General features: G+C 57.3%; 19 protein-coding genes. 7 read left to right on the top strand and 12 right to left on the bottom strand.

Annotated elements, in window-relative coordinates:
• Window positions 1-263: 263 nt before the first annotated feature.
• The 8 genes from G7007_RS01970 to G7007_RS01935 all read right to left on the bottom strand — a co-directional run bounded on the left by G7007_RS01970 (window position 264) and on the right by G7007_RS01935 (window position 9,511).
• Complete coding sequence (locus G7007_RS01970; protein ID WP_371263243.1) at window positions 264-590, bottom strand: four-helix bundle copper-binding protein; 327 nt, start codon at window positions 588-590, stop codon at window positions 264-266.
• Window positions 591-750: 160 nt separating this feature from the next.
• The gene (locus tag G7007_RS01965) at window positions 751-1,104 is read right to left on the bottom strand and encodes a copper-binding protein (RefSeq protein ID WP_023048565.1); all 354 of its coding nucleotides are present in this window, start codon (window positions 1,102-1,104) and stop codon (window positions 751-753) included.
• A complete protein-coding gene (locus G7007_RS01960) occupies window positions 1,101-4,259 on the bottom strand; it encodes an efflux RND transporter permease subunit (RefSeq protein WP_023048566.1) in 3,159 nt (1,052 codons plus the stop codon). Before G7007_RS01960 ends, G7007_RS01965 begins: the two co-directional genes overlap by 4 nt.
• The gene (locus tag G7007_RS01955; protein WP_023048567.1) at window positions 4,256-5,716 is read right to left on the bottom strand and encodes an efflux RND transporter periplasmic adaptor subunit; all 1,461 of its coding nucleotides are present in this window, start codon (window positions 5,714-5,716) and stop codon (window positions 4,256-4,258) included. The genes G7007_RS01960 and G7007_RS01955 overlap by 4 nt, the downstream gene beginning before the upstream one ends.
• Window positions 5,713-6,963 (bottom strand): TolC family protein, encoded by a 1,251-nt coding sequence (locus G7007_RS01950; RefSeq protein WP_023048568.1) that lies wholly within the window; start codon window positions 6,961-6,963, stop codon window positions 5,713-5,715. The genes G7007_RS01955 and G7007_RS01950 overlap by 4 nt, the downstream gene beginning before the upstream one ends.
• An 86-nt stretch (window positions 6,964-7,049) precedes the next feature.
• A complete protein-coding gene (locus G7007_RS01945; RefSeq protein WP_023048569.1) occupies window positions 7,050-7,397 on the bottom strand; it encodes a hypothetical protein in 348 nt (115 codons plus the stop codon).
• Between the two features lie 36 nt (window positions 7,398-7,433).
• Entirely contained in the window at window positions 7,434-8,834 is a 1,401-nt protein-coding gene (locus tag G7007_RS01940) for a heavy metal sensor histidine kinase (RefSeq protein ID WP_181098877.1), read from the bottom strand.
• Window positions 8,834-9,511 (bottom strand): heavy metal response regulator transcription factor, encoded by a 678-nt coding sequence (locus G7007_RS01935; RefSeq protein ID WP_012316925.1) that lies wholly within the window; start codon window positions 9,509-9,511, stop codon window positions 8,834-8,836. The genes G7007_RS01940 and G7007_RS01935 overlap by 1 nt, the downstream gene beginning before the upstream one ends.
• Window positions 9,512-9,676: 165 nt before the next feature.
• Between G7007_RS01935 and G7007_RS01930 the strand changes: the two genes are divergently transcribed.
• From G7007_RS01930 to G7007_RS01905, 6 genes are all read left to right on the top strand, one after another.
• Window positions 9,677-9,883 (top strand): co-regulatory protein PtrA N-terminal domain-containing protein, encoded by a 207-nt coding sequence (locus G7007_RS01930; RefSeq protein ID WP_012316926.1) that lies wholly within the window; start codon window positions 9,677-9,679, stop codon window positions 9,881-9,883.
• A 181-nt stretch (window positions 9,884-10,064) separates the two neighbouring features.
• Window positions 10,065-11,882, top strand: a complete 1,818-nt coding sequence (locus G7007_RS01925) for a copper resistance system multicopper oxidase (protein WP_012316927.1) — start codon at window positions 10,065-10,067, stop codon at window positions 11,880-11,882.
• A gap of 14 nt (window positions 11,883-11,896) precedes the next feature.
• Window positions 11,897-12,220 carry a hypothetical protein gene (locus tag G7007_RS01920; protein ID WP_012316928.1) on the top strand — a complete coding sequence of 108 codons (324 nt, stop codon included), beginning with the start codon at window positions 11,897-11,899 and terminating at the stop codon, window positions 12,218-12,220.
• Window positions 12,210-13,325 carry a copper resistance protein B gene (locus G7007_RS01915; protein WP_012316929.1) on the top strand — a complete coding sequence of 372 codons (1,116 nt, stop codon included), beginning with the start codon at window positions 12,210-12,212 and terminating at the stop codon, window positions 13,323-13,325. Before G7007_RS01920 ends, G7007_RS01915 begins: the two co-directional genes overlap by 11 nt.
• Before the next feature lie 10 nt (window positions 13,326-13,335).
• On the top strand, window positions 13,336-14,118 hold the full coding sequence (locus G7007_RS01910; RefSeq protein ID WP_181098781.1) for a c-type cytochrome: 783 nt from the start codon (window positions 13,336-13,338) through the stop codon (window positions 14,116-14,118).
• On the top strand, window positions 14,108-14,563 hold the full coding sequence (locus tag G7007_RS01905; RefSeq protein ID WP_023048571.1) for a DUF411 domain-containing protein: 456 nt from the start codon (window positions 14,108-14,110) through the stop codon (window positions 14,561-14,563). The genes G7007_RS01910 and G7007_RS01905 overlap by 11 nt, the downstream gene beginning before the upstream one ends.
• Before the next feature lie 105 nt (window positions 14,564-14,668).
• On the opposite strand, the gene G7007_RS01900 is transcribed toward G7007_RS01905, so the two are convergent.
• From G7007_RS01900 to G7007_RS01890, 3 genes are all read right to left on the bottom strand, one after another.
• Window positions 14,669-14,857, bottom strand: coding sequence for an AbrB/MazE/SpoVT family DNA-binding domain-containing protein (locus G7007_RS01900; protein ID WP_016489899.1), 189 nt, complete (start codon window positions 14,855-14,857; stop codon window positions 14,669-14,671).
• 137 nt (window positions 14,858-14,994) lie between these two features.
• Window positions 14,995-15,327 (bottom strand): DUF2790 domain-containing protein, encoded by a 333-nt coding sequence (locus G7007_RS01895; RefSeq protein WP_012316932.1) that lies wholly within the window; start codon window positions 15,325-15,327, stop codon window positions 14,995-14,997.
• Window positions 15,328-15,472: 145 nt separating this feature from the next.
• Complete coding sequence (locus tag G7007_RS01890) at window positions 15,473-15,985, bottom strand: antitoxin Xre/MbcA/ParS toxin-binding domain-containing protein (protein WP_023048572.1); 513 nt, start codon at window positions 15,983-15,985, stop codon at window positions 15,473-15,475.
• Window positions 15,986-16,122: 137 nt separating this feature from the next.
• Here G7007_RS01890 and G7007_RS01885 point away from each other — a divergent pair, with 137 nt between their 5' ends.
• Window positions 16,123-17,046: a TniQ family protein gene (locus G7007_RS01885; protein ID WP_125924300.1), complete on the top strand. Its 924-nt coding sequence runs from the start codon at window positions 16,123-16,125 to the stop codon at window positions 17,044-17,046.
• On the opposite strand, the gene G7007_RS01880 is transcribed toward G7007_RS01885, so the two are convergent.
• Window positions 17,018-18,496: a TnsD family Tn7-like transposition protein gene (locus tag G7007_RS01880; RefSeq protein WP_031312166.1), complete on the bottom strand. Its 1,479-nt coding sequence runs from the start codon at window positions 18,494-18,496 to the stop codon at window positions 17,018-17,020. The genes G7007_RS01885 and G7007_RS01880 overlap by 29 nt on opposite strands.
• Between the last annotated feature and the right edge of the window lie 9 nt (window positions 18,497-18,505).

The raw sequence follows: 18,505 nt of genomic DNA, 5'->3' as shown, positions 1-18,505 counted from the left end.
CCAACAGGCGTATCCTACAAGTGCTTGCTCCGAGACTTGTTGGCCTACAGCCTCCCCTTGGAGACATCTGATAGCCCGCCGCTGAGGCGGGCTTCTTTGCTATCGGGTCGCAGCGCCTTTGGTTTGCTAGCTTCCCAAGCTAGGCTCTGCCAGGGCGCATGCCCATCAGCGGTCTACCCGCCTCCCTAAGCACGACGATTATCGACGTACCCAAATCCTTAATCAGGCGCATGGAAAGCAGGCGGAGGTTTGGCGAAATTCGCTTACGCAGCCATTGCTTCGCAGGATTCTGCGCAGGTCATGCAGGCCTGGGCGCATTGCTGACAGTGGTCTGCCTTATGCTTACCGCACTCCTCCCCGCAGGCCCGGCAAATTTTGGCGCATAGGGCACAAAGCTCTTTGGCCAGCATGCTTTCTCGTGCCATCAAGGTAGCCGCAAGGTTGCACATATCTGCGCAATCTCTGTCCAGCTTGATGCAGTCAGCCATCATTTTTACATCTTGTTCTTGTAGGCAGGCTGACGCACAGCCTTCACAGGCCAGCGCACAGCGCAGGCATTCCGAGATGCATTCTTCAAAGCGACTGTTCATGGTCATATCTCCGGTATCGGGTCGATTTGATGCCAGTGCACCGTCTCATGACGGTATGTAGCGTTCGACCTGACGGGGTCCTGAAGATTGATTACATTTCTGTAAGCTTGTCCGAATCCTCTCGGTGTGAAGGCGTGCCCGATCATTTAAGGCTGGAACATCACTGCTTATGAATGCTCACGATCTTCGCGACGCTTCCTTCCATACGGAACCCAAATTTCACCTTGTCTCCTACGTTCAAGCCCTTCAGCTGTGCAGGCTCAGCATGGAAACCCATGGTCATCGCCGGCCATTTGAGCTCTGCTACCGGGCCGTGGGCCAATGTGATTTTTCCGCTTTGAGGATCCAGCGCCTTTATTGCCCCTTCAGCATGCGCGGTGGGTGCCGCCTGGGTGCCTTGGCCTCCTTCGGCGGAAGCTGGCATGTTCTTCATGTCCATACCATCCATGTCCTGGGCATGCACACTGGCGGCGAAAGCTGTGACCAGGGCTGCGATGACGATTAGCTTTTTCATTGGTTTTCTCCTGAGGGGTTGGGGGTAGTGACAGTAAGTTCGCGGCGACGGATCAGCCAGTACGCCGCAGGTATTACAAACAGGGAGAGCAACGGAGCGGTTAGCATGCCGCCGACCATGGGCACCGCGATGCGACTCATGACCTCGCTGCCGGTACCGCTGCTCCAGAGGATGGGCAGCAGGCCTGCAACGATGACCGCCACGGTCATTGCCTTGGGTCTGATGCGCTGCACCGCACCCTCACGGATTGCGCCGAGCAGCGCTGCTCGTGTGGTTTCGCCACTGGCCTGACGCTCAGCCCAAGCGTTATTCAGGTAAATGAGCATAATCACGCCAAACTCCGCCGCTACGCCGGCCAAGGCAATGAAACCAACGCCTGTGGCCACCGACAGGTTGTAGCCCAGCAAGTACAGCAGCCAAACGCCTCCGGTTAGCGCGAACGGTAGCGTGCCCATGATGAGTAGCGCCTCACCGAGGCGCCCAAAAGTCAGGTAGAGCAGCACGAAGATGATGGCCAGCGTCGCCGGCACCACCCAGGCCAGGCGTGCGTTAGCGCGCTCCAAGTATTCGAACTGCCCGGAGTAACTCAAGCTCATGCCCGGATCTAGCTTTACCTCGGTGTCGATCACCTGCCGCAGGTCTGCCACAACAGACGATAGGTCTCTGCCGCGCACATCGACGTACACCCAGCCCGAGGGGCGAGCATTTTCGCTCTTGAGCATGGGCGGGCCATCGGCAATACGTATGCGGGCCACGGTGCCAAGCGTCAGCTGGCCCCCCTGCGACGTGTAGATCGGCAGCTGACGCAACGCCTCCACGGAATCACGCCATTCACGTGGATAGCGCACGCTAATGGGAAAGCGAGCTAACCCTTCAACCGTTTCCCCAATGGTTTCGCCACCTATGGCACCGGCTACAATAGCCTGTACGTCGGTAATGTTCAGGCCATAACGCGCAGCGGCATGGCGGTCGATGTCCAAATCAATGTAGCGACCGCCAGTCAAACGCTCTGCCAGGGCCGAAGTCACTCCAGGCACCTTTATCGCTGCCCGCTCTACAGCAAGGGTAGCCCGGTCTATCTGGTTCAGATCGCTGCCGGCAACCTTGACGCCGATCGGACTCTTGATGCCGGTGGCCAGCATGTCAATCCGATTGCGGATAGGCGGAATCCAGATATTGGTGAGCCCAGGCACACGCACGATACGGTCAAGCTCTTCGATTAGCTTCTCAGTGGTCATACCTGGACGCCATTCACTCTTGGGCTTGAGCCGCACGGTGGTCTCGAACATCTCCAGCGGTGCAGGGTCAGTGGCCGATTCGGCGCGGCCGGCCTTACCAAAGACGCTGGCTACCTCGGGGACTGTACGAATCAAGCGATCCGTTCGCTGCAACAGCTCTGAAGCTTTCTGCGCGGAGAGTCCAGGCAAGGCTGAAGGCATGTAGAGCAGATCACCTTCATCAAGTGGGGGAAGAAACTCGCCACCCAGATGGTTCAAGGGCCACAGACTGCTGAGCAGGATGAGCAATGCTCCAGCGAGGGTAAGCAAGGGCCGGCGCAGGACGACCTCCAATGCCGGACGGTACAGCCGGATGAGGCCCCGGTTGAGCGGGTTGCGCTGTTCCGCAGGCAGTGGCCCTCTGATCCAGTACCCCATCAGCACCGGTATCAGGGTCACCGATAGCGCAGCCGCCGCTGCCATCGCGTAGGTCTTGGTAAAGGCCAGGGGGGCAAAGAGGCGGCCCTCCTGGGCTTGCAGCGTGAACACCGGGATGAACGAGAGCGTGATGATCATGAGGCTGAAGAACAGCGCTGGTCCAACCTCGACGGCCGCCTCCGTCATTACGTTCCAATGCGCTTCGCCCCGCAAAGGTTGACCAGGATGCTGGGCATGCCAGGCCTCTACACGTTTGTGGGCGTTCTCGATCATGACCACGGCAGCGTCCACCATTGCACCGATGGCAATAGCGATTCCGCCAAGGGACATGATGTTGGCGTTGATGCCCTGATGACGCATGACGATCAGCGCAATCAGGATTCCCACGGGCAGCGACACGATGGCCACCAGCGACGAGCGCAGGTGCCAGAGAAACGCTGCGCATACCAACGCCACTACCACAAACTCCTCGACCAGTTTGTGACTGAGGTTCTCCACAGCACGGTCGATCAGCTGGCTGCGGTCGTAGACGGTGACAAGCTCCACCCCGGCAGGCAGGCCTTTCTTCAGGGTTTCGAGCTTGGCCTTGACGTGCGCGATGGCCTCACGAGCATTCTTGCCGCTGCGCAGGATAACCACTCCACCTACGGCTTCACCGAGGCCGTCCAGTTCACCTATGCCTCTGCGGGCTTCCGGACCTATCTGCACCGTAGCGACATCGCCTAAGTTCACCGGCACGCCCTTGGTAGCCAGTCGCAGAGGGATCGCTCTGAAATCGTCCAGCGATCCTAGGTAGCCGGCCGCACGAACCATGAATTCTGCTTCGCCTTGCTCCAGCACACCACCGCCGGTCTCCTGGTTGGCCTTACCTATAGCCTCTATCACCTCAGCTTGGGTGATACCGAGGCTGGCCATGCGAAGCGGATCGAGGAGGACTTGGTATTGCTTGACCATACCGCCGATGGTGGCCACCTCAGCGACATCCGGCAGGGTCTTGAGCTCATAGCGCAGGAACCAGTCCTGCAGGCTGCGCAGTTGCGACAGGTCATGGCCACCGTTGCGATCGACCAGCGCATACTGAAAAATCCACCCGACTCCGGTGGCGTCCGGTCCGAGTACCGGCTTGGCTGCCGCAGGTAATCGCGATTGTGCCTGGCTCAGGTACTCAAGAACCCGAGAGCGCGCCCAATACAGATCGGTGCCGTCCTCGAACAGCACGTAGACGAAGCTGTCACCGAAGGCGGAGAAGCCGCGTACCGTTTTGGCCTCCGGAACCGAGAGCATTGTGGTGGTCAGCGGATAGGTCACCTGATTCTCAACGATCTGAGGAGCCTGACCTGGGTAGGACGTGCGGATGATCACCTGTACATCCGACAGGTCGGGCAAGGCGTCGATTGGCAGACTGCGCACCGAGACGAAGCCCCATGCCACCAGAAACAGCGTAGCGAGCAGCACCAGTACCCGGTTGCCTACCGACCAGCGGATCAGTTTGGCAATCATGGTTGGCCCTCCAACACTTTGATCTGCTCAACCACCATGCCCTCGTCGCGTTCGCGTATCCCAAAGCGAATCTGTGCACCGACCTTGAGGCCATCAAGGAGCGACTGATCAGCCACCGGGAAGGTCATGGTCATCCCAGGCATACCCAGGGTGAGGAAGGGACCATGGTCAACGGTGAGCTGGGCTCCGTCTATCTGCACGATACGGCCGTTCGCTTCATGTAAGGCGGGCCCCGCTTTTGGCTGAGCGTCTTGCGCCGTCGCCGCTTCGATGCCTTTCAAATTAGCTTCGGAGTCCAGTAGGAATTGCCCCGACGCTACGATGCGCTGACCTGCCTGAAGGCCCTGCAACACCGCAACTTGCCCCTTGCTCTCCTGACCCAACACGACTTCCACCGGTCGGAAGCGACCACCTTCTTCAGCCAGCATCACCAGATCCCGCTTGCCGGTACGTATGACCGCCTCGGCAGGCACCAAGAGGCTCTGCTCGGCAGACACGCCGGGATTGAGAGCCACTTGAGCGGTCATCCCAGGACGAAGCCGTCCATCCGGGTTGGGCAACTCGATACGCAGGCGCAACGTGCGGCTTTGCAAATCGGCATCAGCCAACAGCGCGGTCAACTTGCCCGGTACCGGATCGCCTGGGAAAGCTGGCAATTGCGCTTGCACAGGCTGGCCTTCGCGCAGGCCTTGAGCCTGGGCTTCTGGCACAGCGGCTTCCAGCCAGACGTTGGCCACTCCGTTGATCCTTGCCAAGGTAGTCCCCGGCGTCAGCGTCATGCCGGGTCGCAGATCGAGAACCTGGATGACACCGGCAGTGGGCGCGGAAAGTGTGACCGAGAGCTGTACCTTTCCAGTGCTCGCGACCCGGTTGATCAGGTAGACCGGCATGCCGGAGAGCAGGAGCCGCTGTCGTGCCGCCGCTGTCAGTTGAGCGTCGCCGGAATGCCGCAACGCCAGATATTCCTCCTGCAAACCAGCCCACTCCGGGGTCAGCACATCGGCTAGGGGAGCCCCTTTAGCAACTATATCCCCCGCCGCCCGGCCATATACGCGTTCGACGTAACCGCCAGTACGGGCCTGCAACACGCTGAAGTCGCGTTCGTCGAACGCCAGAACGCCGCTCACGCTCAGGGATCGTTCAAGCCTGCCAGCCATCACCGTTGCCAATCGCATCCCGAGATTTTGCTGGAGCCCAGCCGAGACCTGAACCGCAGGCTGCCCCTTGTCATCCGTCTCGCCTGAATACTTGGGCACGAGCGGCATGTCCATGAACGGCGACTTTCCGGGTGCCGGGAAATGCTGCTGGGGATACATCGGGTCGTACCAATACAGCGCTTTTTGCTCACCTACTGGCTGCGATGGGGTAACCGTGCCCCGTCCACCTAGCCAGAAGCCCGCGCCTGCTCCAATAGCAAGGGCAGCAGCCACAACCAACCCAATCGACCTATTCCTCATGCCCGCACCTCTCCATATACGAAATGCAGACGCGCTGCTGTTGCAGCCAACTGTCCTTGCAGATCCACATCCTGTAACAGCGCTTCCACGCGTTGCCGACGTGCCGACAGCACTTCACTCAACGGCGACTTACCGGCGCGGTAGTCCGCCAGAGCGAGGCGTACCCGGTCCTCGGCCAGAGGTAGAAGCGTCTCGCGACTGCGCCGCACCGCCCGCTGCAAACGTTGGTACTCGGCAAGGTCTGTTTCAAGCTGGGCTTGATGCTCGCGCAGGGCTGCATCCTGCTCATCCTCCAACTGACGAACTTGCGCGCGTCGTGCCGCAATCATCGGGTCTTGCCGGGAGCCGGTGAACAACGGCAGCTGGAAGCTGACTTGCAAGCTGACCATGTTGCTGAAGTCCGGGCCACGACGCTGATAATCCACCCCCCAAGACCAATCCGACTTCTTTTCTGCCTGGGCCTGGTGTACCTGGGCTTGCGCCTCGCGTGTCATGGCGTTGTAGGTATTGAGCTCCGGGTGGGCATGTACGGAGTGCAGGTATTCAGCTGCGTCTACAGGCCAGAGTGGGAACGTCGGCGCCCCTACTTCGGCGTCCTGCCCAATCCAGCGCTTCAGCGCGGATCGCGCTTGAGCTGCCTGACTCAATAAAACATCCTTCTGCTCGTCCAGCTGCGCCAATTCCTGTTTCGGAGCCAGCGTATCGGTCGTCGAGCCTGCGCCACCGGCCAGGCGCGCCCGCACCGTAGAAGCCAGCAGCTGGTTTTCTTTGTAGAAAGCGTCGAACTGTTCAAGTTTTCGCTGCACGGTGTACGCATTAACCCAAGCCTGCGCGGTTGCCGCTCGAATCTTCAGGCGCTCGAAGACCGCCTCAGCATCGGCTCGCTCGACCGTGGCCTGAGCTGTCTCTACGCGAGCTTTACGTTTGTCCCGGTTCGGTACGTCCTGGGACAGGCCAACCACCTGCATGGTCATGAAGTCTCTGTTCAAGCTCCAGCGATCAGCGCCTTCAATCGGCAGGTTTTGTACTCCAAGATTCAGGCGCGGATCGGGTAGTTCGCCCGCTGGAATGACCAAGTTGCGCGCAGCTGATGCCTGCTCTTGGCGGGCTTGTAGAGAGGGAGCGTTGCGTTCAGCCAGTTGCAGCGCTTCATCCAGCGGCAGCGTTGTCGCCTGTGCTGAGACAGCCGGCAGCAGTATGAAAAGGACGGCAGTGGGAGTTCGTCCCTGAAAACGTTGGGGAGTCATGAGAATGATTCCTCGAAAGATCAGCGCCCAGGCGCGTGCCATCGGCCCGCTGCTAGGCAGAACGATGGTGTGAAATTAAGAGGGAGTCAGACGCGGGGAGGACGCCATGGATCGGGGGGAGAACCTGTTGCTATGCCTACAGCGTAGGTATCGGCAGGTCGTGGCTTGGCATAGGTCAGTCCAGGCGTCAGGAAGCTGAGCTGCACTGTGCTGGCAGTTCTGCACTCCTGGCCTACCTTGCAGGATTTGGCATGGTCACCAGTCTTGCCCGGCTCTTGGTCCTGGCAGCAGTCATGGTCCATGCCCGCCATCATTTCCATGCCCATGGTCTGCATTGGGCAAGGTTCAGTCGCCGAATCGATGCCCGCCATCCCGTTAAGCGGAAGCGCCACGATAAGCATCAGGATGGTGAGCAGTCGAATGAAGCGTTTCATGATGGGCGAATATAGGTTACCGGGATGAATTCAGCATTAAGAGGCTTCACCAAACAACCGCTTGGAGGCTGGAAGGCTGATGTAAAAGGTTGTGAATCCCTCCGCTGAAGTACACCAAATTCGTCCGCTGTGAGCCTCGATGATGGAGCGTGTTATCGACAGGCCCAGGCCTGCATTGCTTGGTCCGCCTTCGCGTCTGGCTGGATCAGCCCGATAGAACCGGTCGAAGATCTTGCCAATGTGCTGAGGATCGATGGTTACTCCGCTGTTACGTATGGACAACGTCACGTTTTCACGTGTTTGCTCGATCTGCACTGATATCTCGTTGCCTTCCGGGGTGTAGCGCAACGCGTTCGATAAAAGGTTGGAAAGCGCTCGGTCAATCATCAAGAGATCGCCACGAACCTTGCCACGACCTTGGAGGGTCAGCTGGATGCCTTGATCCTCAGCCAGAAACTGGTAGTACTCGAACAGCTTGGATACGAGTTCGGAGAGCTCCACATCAATCTGCTCAGGCACGATCAGACCGTTATCCGCCTTCGCGAGGAAAAGCATGTCGTCGATCATGCGCGACATGCGCTTGAGGTCTTCAAGGTTCGAATAGAGGTTTTCCTCATAGGCATCCAGGTCACGCTTCTTGGTGAGCACCACTTCGGTATGGGTAAGTAGGTTGCTGATCGGCGTTCTCAACTCATGAGCGATATCGGCAGAGAAGTTGGACAACCGAACGAATGCATCCTCCAACCGTCCCAGCATCCCGTTGAAAGACAGGATGAGCTCCTGAAGCTCTAGCGGTACGGGCTCCAGCGGAATGCGCTCGCGGAGCGATCTTGCCGACATCCCGGTGGCCACTTTGGTGATTTGCCCGACAGGCCGAAGCCCACTCTTGGCAACGACCCAGCCCAAGCCTGCGCTCACAATCGCGCTGATCACCAAGCCGATGCCGAACCACCATTGCAGGGTGACAAAGAAATGCGCGTGAGTGGTGACATCGAGCATCAGCACGGCCGTCACCGGTTCCGGCTCGCCCGCGATGGTCATCTGGGCGGTGATACCGCGGAAGTTCTGCGATTCATCCTGCCACTCCCAGACCGCACCCTGGCGCGCCTGCTCGAACCGCTGAGGAATTTGGGAGGCTTTGGAGTCTGAAAAAAGGGTCGTTCCGTCAGCCTTGGTGATTTTCGCCGAAAGATCCTGATGTGCGCCGAGCAATGCCCGCAGCTGCTGCTCCTGATCGCCGAGCTCGCCTCGCGCTGCTGAAATGGACAGAATATGACGCGTTGACTCCAGCTTTTCGGAGAGCGCCTGCTCATCCAGCATCCGGAAATGGTGCTGGCTGAGCCCGTAGAAAGCCACGCCGGCAACGACCAAGACAGCAGTCACCGCGAACATGAACATCAGGGTCAGTCGCTTGACGAGCGATGATTGCGGGCGCATCACTCTGCCACATCCATCATGTAGCCCATGCCTCGGGCGGTATGGATGAGCTTTGGCGCGAAGTCGTCATCAATCTTGGCCCGCAGTCGGCGAATCGCGACCTCGATCACGTTGGTGTCACTGTCGAAGTTCATGTCCCAGACCTGAGAAGCGATCAGCGACTTGGGGAGCACCTCCCCGCGTCGGCGCATGAGCAGCTCCAAAAGGGCAAACTCCTTGGCAGTAAGGTCGATCCGCTTGCCGTTTCGCGTAGCCCGGCGCTTGAGCAGGTCAACCTCAAGGTCCGCCATCTTCATGGTGGTTTGAGCAGAACCACCGTTGCCTCTGCGCAGCAGTGTGCGGACCCGAGCCAACAGCTCAGAGAACGCAAAGGGCTTCACAAGGTAGTCATCAGCACCCAGCTCCAAGCCTTTAACGCGATCATCTACGCCATCACGGGCCGTGAGAAAGAGGACCGGCACGTCTTTCCCCGCTGCCCGGATCTTGCGCAGGACCTCCCAGCCATCGAGCCCCGGCATCATTACGTCCAAGATCAGCAAGTCATACGCTTCGCTCTGCGCCTGTTGCAGGGCGTCAGTGCCTGTCATCACCCGGTCTACAGTGAAGCCAGCCTCTGTTAGGCCTTGCTGGAGGTAGACACCGGTTTTCGGCTCATCTTCGGCTACGAGTAATTTCATCTGCTCTCATCCACGCGGAGTGCATCTCCAGTTTGCAGGAAAAAAGACGCCCAACCAGAAGCTGACGGAAAAGTAATGTCGCGATCAGTTTTCTGACAGCACCGCGAGGCTAATTTGACCCTGTACCTGACGCCATGAGGCGCAGAACCCACTGAGGATCTCCAGATGAACATGGTCAAAGCAATTGTGGTGGTCGTTACCTTCGGCATGGCAGGCATCGCCCTGGCAGAGGGCGGCGCGGACCGGACCTTTGCGCGGATGGAAGCGGCTCGCCAAAACTCCATGCAGGCCTATCAGGTTGCGCAGCAGGAGAAAGAGCAGCCGCCGGTCGCCGCACAGTCCAGCAAGCATGTCGGCCACGAGAGCTGCTGATCCGAGCTTACAGAAATGTAATCACTCCGGAATCTGAACTATGGCAGTTTCAGACTACGGCCTCTCATCAGCCTCGCGCAGTAGCGAAAGTCTACGAGACTGGTGAGAGCTCCAACGAACCCAAGGGCTGCGCCATCGAGCAGCCTGGATATCAGCGATCTACCTGACTGGACGCAACGGCATGCAAAGCAAAACCACGAGACGATCATTCGTCAAAGGCCTGGCCGCTACCGGACTTCTGGGTGGGCTCGGCATGTGGCGCGCGCCGGTCTGGGCTGTGACCAGCCCTGGCCAACCGAACGTGCTCAGCGGCAATGAATTCGACCTGTATATCGGTGAACTGCCCGTCAACATTACGGGGGCAGCTCGTACGGCCATGGCCATCAACGGCTCCGTGCCTGGGCCGATCCTGCGATGGCGCGAAGGCGACACCGTGACGCTGCGTGTACGCAACCGGTTGAAACAGGACACCTCCATTCACTGGCACGGCATAATCCTGCCCGCCAATATGGACGGTGTGCCGGGCTTGAGCTTTCACGGCATCGCTCCCGATGGCATGTACGAATACAAGTTCAAGGTCCACCAGAACGGCACTTACTGGTATCACAGCCACTCAGGCCTCCAAGAGCAGTCTGGGGTCTATGGCGCACTGGTGATCGATGCTAAGGATCCCGAGCCGTTTGTATATGACCGCGATTACGTCGTCATGCTCAGCGATTGGACGGATGAGGACCCGGCGCGGGTGCTCTCCAAACTCAAGAAGCAGTCCGACTATTACAACTTCCACAAGCGCACGGTCAGCGACTTCGTTGACGACGTGAGCGAGAAAGGCTGGTCGGCCGCTGTAGCGGATCGGAAGATGTGGGCTGAAATGAAGATGAGCCCCACCGACCTCGCAGATGTGAGCGGGTATACCTACACCTACCTCATGAACGGCCAAGCTCCGAACGGCAACTGGACGGGTATCTTCAAGCCCGGCGAGAAGATCCGCCTGCGATTCATCAACGGCTCGGCCATGACCTATTTCGATGTCCGGATTCCTGGGCTCAAGATGACGGTTGTGGCTGCCGACGGCCAGTACGTCAAACCCGTATCGGTCGATGAGTTCCGGATCGCCGTTGCTGAAACCTACGATGTCATCGTCGAGCCTGAAAACGAACAGGCCTATACGATTTTCGCGCAATCCATGGACCGTACCGGGTATTCCCGAGGCACCCTGGCAGTTCGCGAAGGCTTGCAAGCGCCCGTACCGGCGGTAGATCCACGCCCGATCATCGCCATGAGCGATATGGGCATGGACCACGGCAGCATGGGCGGAATGGATCATGGCAGCATGGCTGGCATGGACCAGGGCAGCATGGCCGGCATGGATCACAGCAAGATGGCTGGAATGGACCACGGCAGCATGGCCGGTATGGACCACAGCAAGATGACTGGGATGGGCAATGAAGGCATGGCCGGCATGAGCGGCGCAATGCAAAGCCATCCGGCTTCCGAGACCAACAACCCACTGGTCGATATGCAGACTATGTCGCCAACGCCAAAGCTGAACGATCCGGGAATTGGCCTACGCAACAACGGGCGTCGAGTGCTGACGTACGCCGATCTGCGGAGCACCTTCATCGATCCCGATGGTCGAGAGCCTGGACGGACAATCGAACTGCACCTTACCGGCCACATGGAGAAGTTCGCGTGGTCGTTCGACGGTATCAAATTCTCCGACGCTGAACCGCTGCGGTTGAAATATGGCGAGCGTCTTCGCATCACCTTGGTCAACGACACCATGATGACTCACCCCATCCACCTCCACGGTATGTGGAGTGATCTGGAGGACGAGAACGGCAACTTCATGGTTCGCAAGCACACCATCGACATGCCACCTGGCTCAAAACGAAGCTATCGCGTCACCGCAGATGCCTTGGGACGTTGGGCCTATCACTGTCACCTACTGTTCCACATGGAAATGGGCATGTTCCGAGAAGTACGTGTGGACGAATGAACTGGAGATTTGAGATGAGCAAACCAATGAAACGAAGCGCCTTTTTCCTTTCTGCTGCGATGGTAGGCATTCTGGCTGTTTATGCCCCGTCGTCGTGGTCCAGCGACAATCATGATCAGCATTCCCAGAAAACCACAGAGGCCGGCAAAGCCAAAGGCTCGCAGGACAAGCAGGGCCAGGGGATGAACCATGAAGGCATGGACCATGGTTCCATGGAAGGTATGGACCACGGCTCGATGAAGGGAATGGACCATGGCTCGATGGAAGGCATGGACCACGACAAAATGATGAAATCGCATGGCAGCGACAAAGCTAAGGCAGGGAAAGATGGCCAATAGCCTCGGGCGGCCTTCGCTGCTGGCTCTGACCGTTTCGATCAGCATGCTGGGCGTAACGCCCAGCTTCGCTGCTGAAGAAATGGATCACTCGGGCATGGATCATTCGAAAATGGGGCACGGCTCCATGCAAATGGATGCTGCTCCATCCGAATCGATGCCGGCGATGGATCACAGCAAGATGGGGATGGGCAAACAGCAGAAAAAGCCTGCCCCTGTTGATCACAGCCAGATGGGGCATGCTCAAAGCAAGAGTAAATCCAGCCCGGTGGACCACAACAAGATGGACCACAGCAAAATGAACCATGGAAACATGCAGGGCATGGATCACGGCTCTATGAAGGGCATGGACCATTCCCAGATGAACCATAGCTCAGCGACTTCTCCGACCACGACGAGCCGCACGCCGATTCCAGTGCTCACTGATGCGGATCGCGAGTCGGCCTTTCCGCCCCTGGGTGGCCACCAAGTGCACGACAGCGGAATCAACAGCTTCTTCCTGTTGGACCAGCTCGAATACCAGGACGCCGATGAGGGCAGCACCCTGGCCTGGGACGCATCAGGCTGGATAGGCGGCGACATTAATCGCCTCTGGGTTCGTTCGGAAGGCGAGCGCACCAATGGGGTAACCGAAGATGCTGAGCTGCAACTCCTGTACGGGCGCTCGGTCAGCCCTTGGTGGGATGTGGTCGCCGGGGTCCGCCAGGATTTCAAACCGGAATCCCCACAGACCTGGGCAGCCTTTGGTATTCAGGGCATGGCTCTGTATGACTTCGAGGCCGAAGCCACGGCGTTTATAGGCGAGAACGGTCAGACTGCTGCGCGTCTTGAGGGCGAATACGACATCCTGCTGACCAATCGCTTGATTTTGCAGCCCACGGCCGAGGTCAATTTCTATGGCAAGAACGATCCTGAGCGCGGCGTTGGCTCGGGCCTTGCCAATACCGAAGTCGGGCTGCGCCTACGGTATGAAATTGTCCGCCAGTTTGCTCCATACATAGGCGTTACCTGGAGCCGCTCCTACGGCAACACCGCTGACTTCATCCGAGACGAGGGTGGAGATGTTGATGAGGCACGCTTCGTTGCCGGTATCCGGATGTGGTTCTGAGAATTCCAACATGAAAAAAACAATTACAACGCTGCTTGGGGCCGGTGCTGTCGGAAGTGCTGCGGTATTGGGCACAGCCTATTTCGGTCTGGTGAATGTCGGCGCTGATGATCCTCACTTCCCGGCAGTCCATTCCTTTCTCGCCATGGCTCGTGATCGGTCTATTGAGGTTCGAGCGCGAGACATCGAAGTCCCTGATCTGAAGGAAGCCGCGTTGATCAAAGCGGGGGCGGGCAACTACAACGCCATGTGTATAGGCTGTCACCTTGCCCCTGGCGTTGGGAAGACTGAGCTAAGCCAAGCGCTATACCCGTCGCCACCCGACCTCACCAAGGTGGGTGTCGGAGGCGATCCAGCCGCCGCATTCTGGACAATCAAGCACGGTATCAAAGCCACGGGCATGCCCGCCTGGGGCAAGAGCATGGGCGATGAGTACATCTGGGGAATCGTCGCGTTCCTGGATCAACTGCCCCAGATGAATGCCGAGCAGTACAAGGCCTTGGTGGCCACGAGCGGCGGCCACCAGCACGGCGGCGGTGAAAGCGATATGCACAACCATGAGGGCCAGCACGGCGGGAGCGGTCGTGCCGAGCATGGTGATCACGATGAAGCGGCAGACGACGATCATGCCCAGGCAGCTCACGACCATGGAGCTGCACCCGCAGGCTCCGCTCAAGCGGCAGATTATCACGGTGACCACAATGCGGCCGAGGCCCATTCGGATGCCCACCCGACATCGTCGCCAAAGACGCATGTTCACAAAGACGGTAAGGAGCACACTCATGCCAACTAACCGGATATTCGTTCGGCTAGCCGCTATCGCTGGGCTTCTGGTGACCTCGGCGGCCTATGCTGCCGAGCCATTGTCCATCGACGTTCACCGAGACGCGAACTGCGGTTGCTGCAAGAAGTGGATCGCGCACCTGGAAGCCAATGGTTTCAAAGTGACCGACCATGTTGAGACGGACATGAGCGCAGTGAAACAGAAGCTGGGCGTAGCGCCACGGTTAGCGTCCTGCCACACAGCTGTGATCGACGGAAAGTTTGTTGAAGGTCACGTGCCAGCTGAGCAGATTCGAGAACTCAGGGGGCGGAACGATCTAGTCGGGATCGCCGTACCAGGAATGCCAGCTGGGTCCCCAGGCATGGAGGTTGATGGCGTAAGCCATGCCTACCAAGTCATTGGTTTAATCAAAAGCGGCGAGGACCAAGTAGTCGCCAACTATCCAGCCAAATAACGCACCTACCAGGAGGACGGCGGTAGGCTGACTGCCGTCCCTTATTCCCCCGCTAGAAAGCTTCATCAGCTCAACAGGACGACAGAGAGGGGCTACAAAGGGTAGCTAGTCAGATTCACGGCGCTCGCGGACTGGCTTGAGTACGATATCGCCGTTGATGAGCTCGATGGAGAGTCTGTCGCCCGTCGTGACCCCGAGCTCGCGCAAAATGTCATCGGGTAATTCCACAATCACATCGCCGGAGCCGTCGCCGGGATCTAGGCACTTTACCGTGGTGCGCGCTGATTGAGTCATTGGACTCTCCTGCCTGAGCTACCAGTCCTCATCGTACTCCACCAGTCATGAAAGCCGGTAACCAGGCGATCTATTGCCGGAATTGACGCTTCAACCCGGCGTTTTATCAGAGTAAGTCCTGTCCACTCGCTCAGTGCTCAGTTCTGGCCCCGGCAACCGACTCCAGCGGTCCGGTATTCAAGGATTTTCACGTCTCCGTTGGAATCCTCGTAATTCATCTGTGCCGGCATCACGTCACAGCTCGCCTTGGTCGACGTCATGCTGATCACCTTCGCCACGTCGAGCCGCATCCCGTAGCGATAGTGGATCACCTCCGGTGGGTTCTTTCCCTTGGCAGCGGCATAAGCTCGCATAGCTTGCTCATTGGCCTGAATCATCTTTCCATGCAGACGGTCGGATCCTCCTTCGGCGAGTACGGCTGACGAAGCCACTAGGGCCAGGATAGCGGTGATACTTTTGATGACTTTCATTTCAATCACTCCAATAAACGTGACTGAAGATTAGGGGTTGATCGCTGTCAATTGAGTGATACGGGAATTACAAGGTTGTAAGTCCCGCATGTAAAAAGAGGTAGCGTTGCCTCCTCGCCGCATACCAACCTCGCCCTCAGGCAAGCTACTGGTAGACACCCAAGCGTATACGCTCAAGATAGTCCGCTACGACGCTGAACCCGAGCGACGTGTCGAGCATCTCGAAGGGTACAAACCCCAACAAACGGCCGCACGGCCGACAAAGCCACTGCTCCGCGAGCATCTGAGAGCCAAATACCTTCGATGCAAGCTCCAGTCCTTTCGCATACTGGAACGCCACCGCGCTCTGCTGGGCATCCAGACGATGGGCCTGAGCGGGATGGCTCAGACGGTGAATGCTTCTGGTCGATCTTCCTGTGATTCGCCCGACGAGGTTACGAGCCTTGAACAGGCTCGATGACTCGACCATGCACTTCACGTCGCTGAAAAAGAATCCTGTTTGGACTAGACTCAGGAGCTCCAGCTGGCTCAACCCGTCGGGGTGGGTATGAACCAGGTGGAACGTTGGTGGAAAGGCCTGCGATTCAACAGGTGGGCGAGTGCTTGTAGGATTCACTGCATCGACCTCCTCTTGTGCGTTGGCTGCCAGACTAGCCATTTTGATTCCCAAGCACGTCCGGCGCCCTTCCACCTTCACAATAGCCCAATACGGTCACCAATGTGGATGCGATACCGGTGACTTCTAACTAAAATGGCATACCGCCCGTCTAGCAACGTGTACAAGCACTTCAATTAATGAGAATTTTCGCACCATTACCTGGAGAATATGTCGCATCAGCGCTTAAGCGAGGCAATGAGCTTCTAGGTATTAAATCTCTAAAAACTGAAGATTTCTATATAAAACCGATACCTCGTGTTGGCTTTGGGATTAGTAAAACCTTAAGCACCGTGCAAGCAGAGTGGCGGCCGCATCAAGAATTTTATTACCCAAAACTGCTAGACGACCACAAAATTTCCGAACTAGTCCTAAACGACCACACTTTGTATCCTATGATAGCTGCGCTTGGTCGTCATCGAGCGACCGCAATCGTCACACCAAAGACTTGGCAGAAAGTTTGTCCAGATTGCGTTCTCGAAGACTTGAATAACTGCGGAAGCCCCTATATTCATTGCAGGCACGTGTTGGGTTCCGTACAGGTTTGCAGTACTCATGCTTGCACTCTAATCGAAACATGTCCGGCCTGCTCAATGCCACTGAAAAAGCACGAGATTGGTCACCTAGCCAAGTGCAGCAAGCAGGGCAAATGGTCAAGACGTCAAAAGCGAGAATTCGGATCAACCCGTCATATGTACGCCAAATTTGTCGCAGATCTTCTGGGCTACCGCGGCCCGATGATACATGATGGAACGGCAGACTTTATCGCATATGCAAGCCTCATGATTAATCGCACTAGAGAATTCGAACGCACCGAGCTGGATATTTCCAAACTGATTTACAAAGAAATGGGGATTACGTCGAGACTTACCACGAGCAGTATCTCCACCAGTGACAAATTTCCTATGTATGTATTTTTAGGATGTCACACCGCTGAGAATTATTTAAATTTGCTAGCGAACCAAGATGAGCAAGACCTCCTGCGAGAGAAGAAAAAATCCATATTCAATAAACTCTTGCACGAAGCCAATAGAACTAGTCCATATCGTCACGTATCTGCATGAGGATTTCATCTTCGGATACGCGAGATATCCGTATTCCGGCATAACGGTAGAGAACACTCATGGCACAGTGTTCAGTCAGAGAGTATTCTCGGATTGCCCACCGGATTTTACGCAGCTGGTGGTCATGAGTAGACTCAAGCAAATCCGCCATCAACCTTATGCTCCTCGGAAAATGTTCCGGCATTTTAAGGAAAGCGTGGGCGTTTACCACAAGCCTGCATAGAGCAGCGCGGGTGACCTGCTGAGGCTTTCCGTGTACAGAAAGTAAGATCGCCCTAGCTTTAGCGAGCTCTGACGCAAGGGTGAAGTCCCTGGATTGCCAGTCGATTCGAATCTTTCGATCTCTGAGGTAGGGGTTTGCAGCAACATAGTTGACCAACCATTCCCTGTCGTGGCGGTACAACCACTGATAGCCCGGCTTGTCATGACATTTGGGGTTAGCACTGTTTGCAAAGGCTAACCGGCGGGCTTGGAGGTCATTGTCATCAGTAAGGTTATTCGGCCTATCACGACAGACCATAACACCAGCGGATATATCGGCCTCTGGACAGTAGGTCTTGAGGTGTTCCAGCTCCAGATCGAGGAGCCAGCAGAGGAAATAGAACTTGAAGGGCTGCACGATTCGCTCTCGTCGCCGTATGATCTGCAAAACCCAGTCACAGGACCGAACCATTTCTTCAAACTCGGCAGCGCTAGGACTGCACCGAAGTCGCCTGGTTAAGAACTCTCTCAGCATTCCCTCTCTAATTCGACCAGACCTAATAAAACTCATCTCGTCCAAACGGGTCCTGAAAAAATTTCCAGCCTGGATCGCTTTGATCTCATCGGGGTGGTCGAGCCCCCATAGCTGCATACGGGCAATCGCAATGGCCGCGCTGTGTTCTCCACAGTCCATAACCGGCGTTCCACCTGATTCGCCCGGTAGCAACATGCAACGCCAATCTGCCCCTTTGGGAAATCTCATCGCCTGTAGCACTTCGCTGTGGCGCGGACAGACGCAAATGCCCGAAGCTTGATGAATACGATGCCAGTAGGCTAAGCCGCACTCCAGCATGTCCTGTCCGACGCAGCTCTCGCAATATCTAAACGAGGCGTGTTGGAGGAAACGCGACGCTGTTATGCCCAAGGCCATCTTGAGTCCTGTACCCCGATTACCTCCCATTAGAACAACGGCATCGCGGCCCTTCTGTTCATTCAAAAACGGCAAATAAAGCGGTAAAAGTGTGAAGCGATTGATCAACTCTCCTACGGGAATGGCGCCTCCCAGACGCTCAGACAGAGCCCCTAAGCAGCATGGCAAAATGGAACCACAGGTACGCGAGTAGCTACCGAAGAGCTCGTGGCTTGACACGCGGTATCCTGGATTGGCCGCTAGCTTGTGATAGCGCACGGCCAGGCTGTAGAGCGACTCATCCGGGAACGGCTGGGGGAAGAACAGAAGGTTAGCCACTGCCTTGAG

It is taken from the genome of Pseudomonas entomophila (assembly GCF_013523125.1).
In the GTDB taxonomy this organism is placed as follows: domain Bacteria; phylum Pseudomonadota; class Gammaproteobacteria; order Pseudomonadales; family Pseudomonadaceae; genus Aquipseudomonas; species Aquipseudomonas entomophila_B.
The sequence above is the reverse complement of the archived record's forward strand: the minus strand, read 5'-3'. Positions and strand labels throughout refer to the sequence as shown.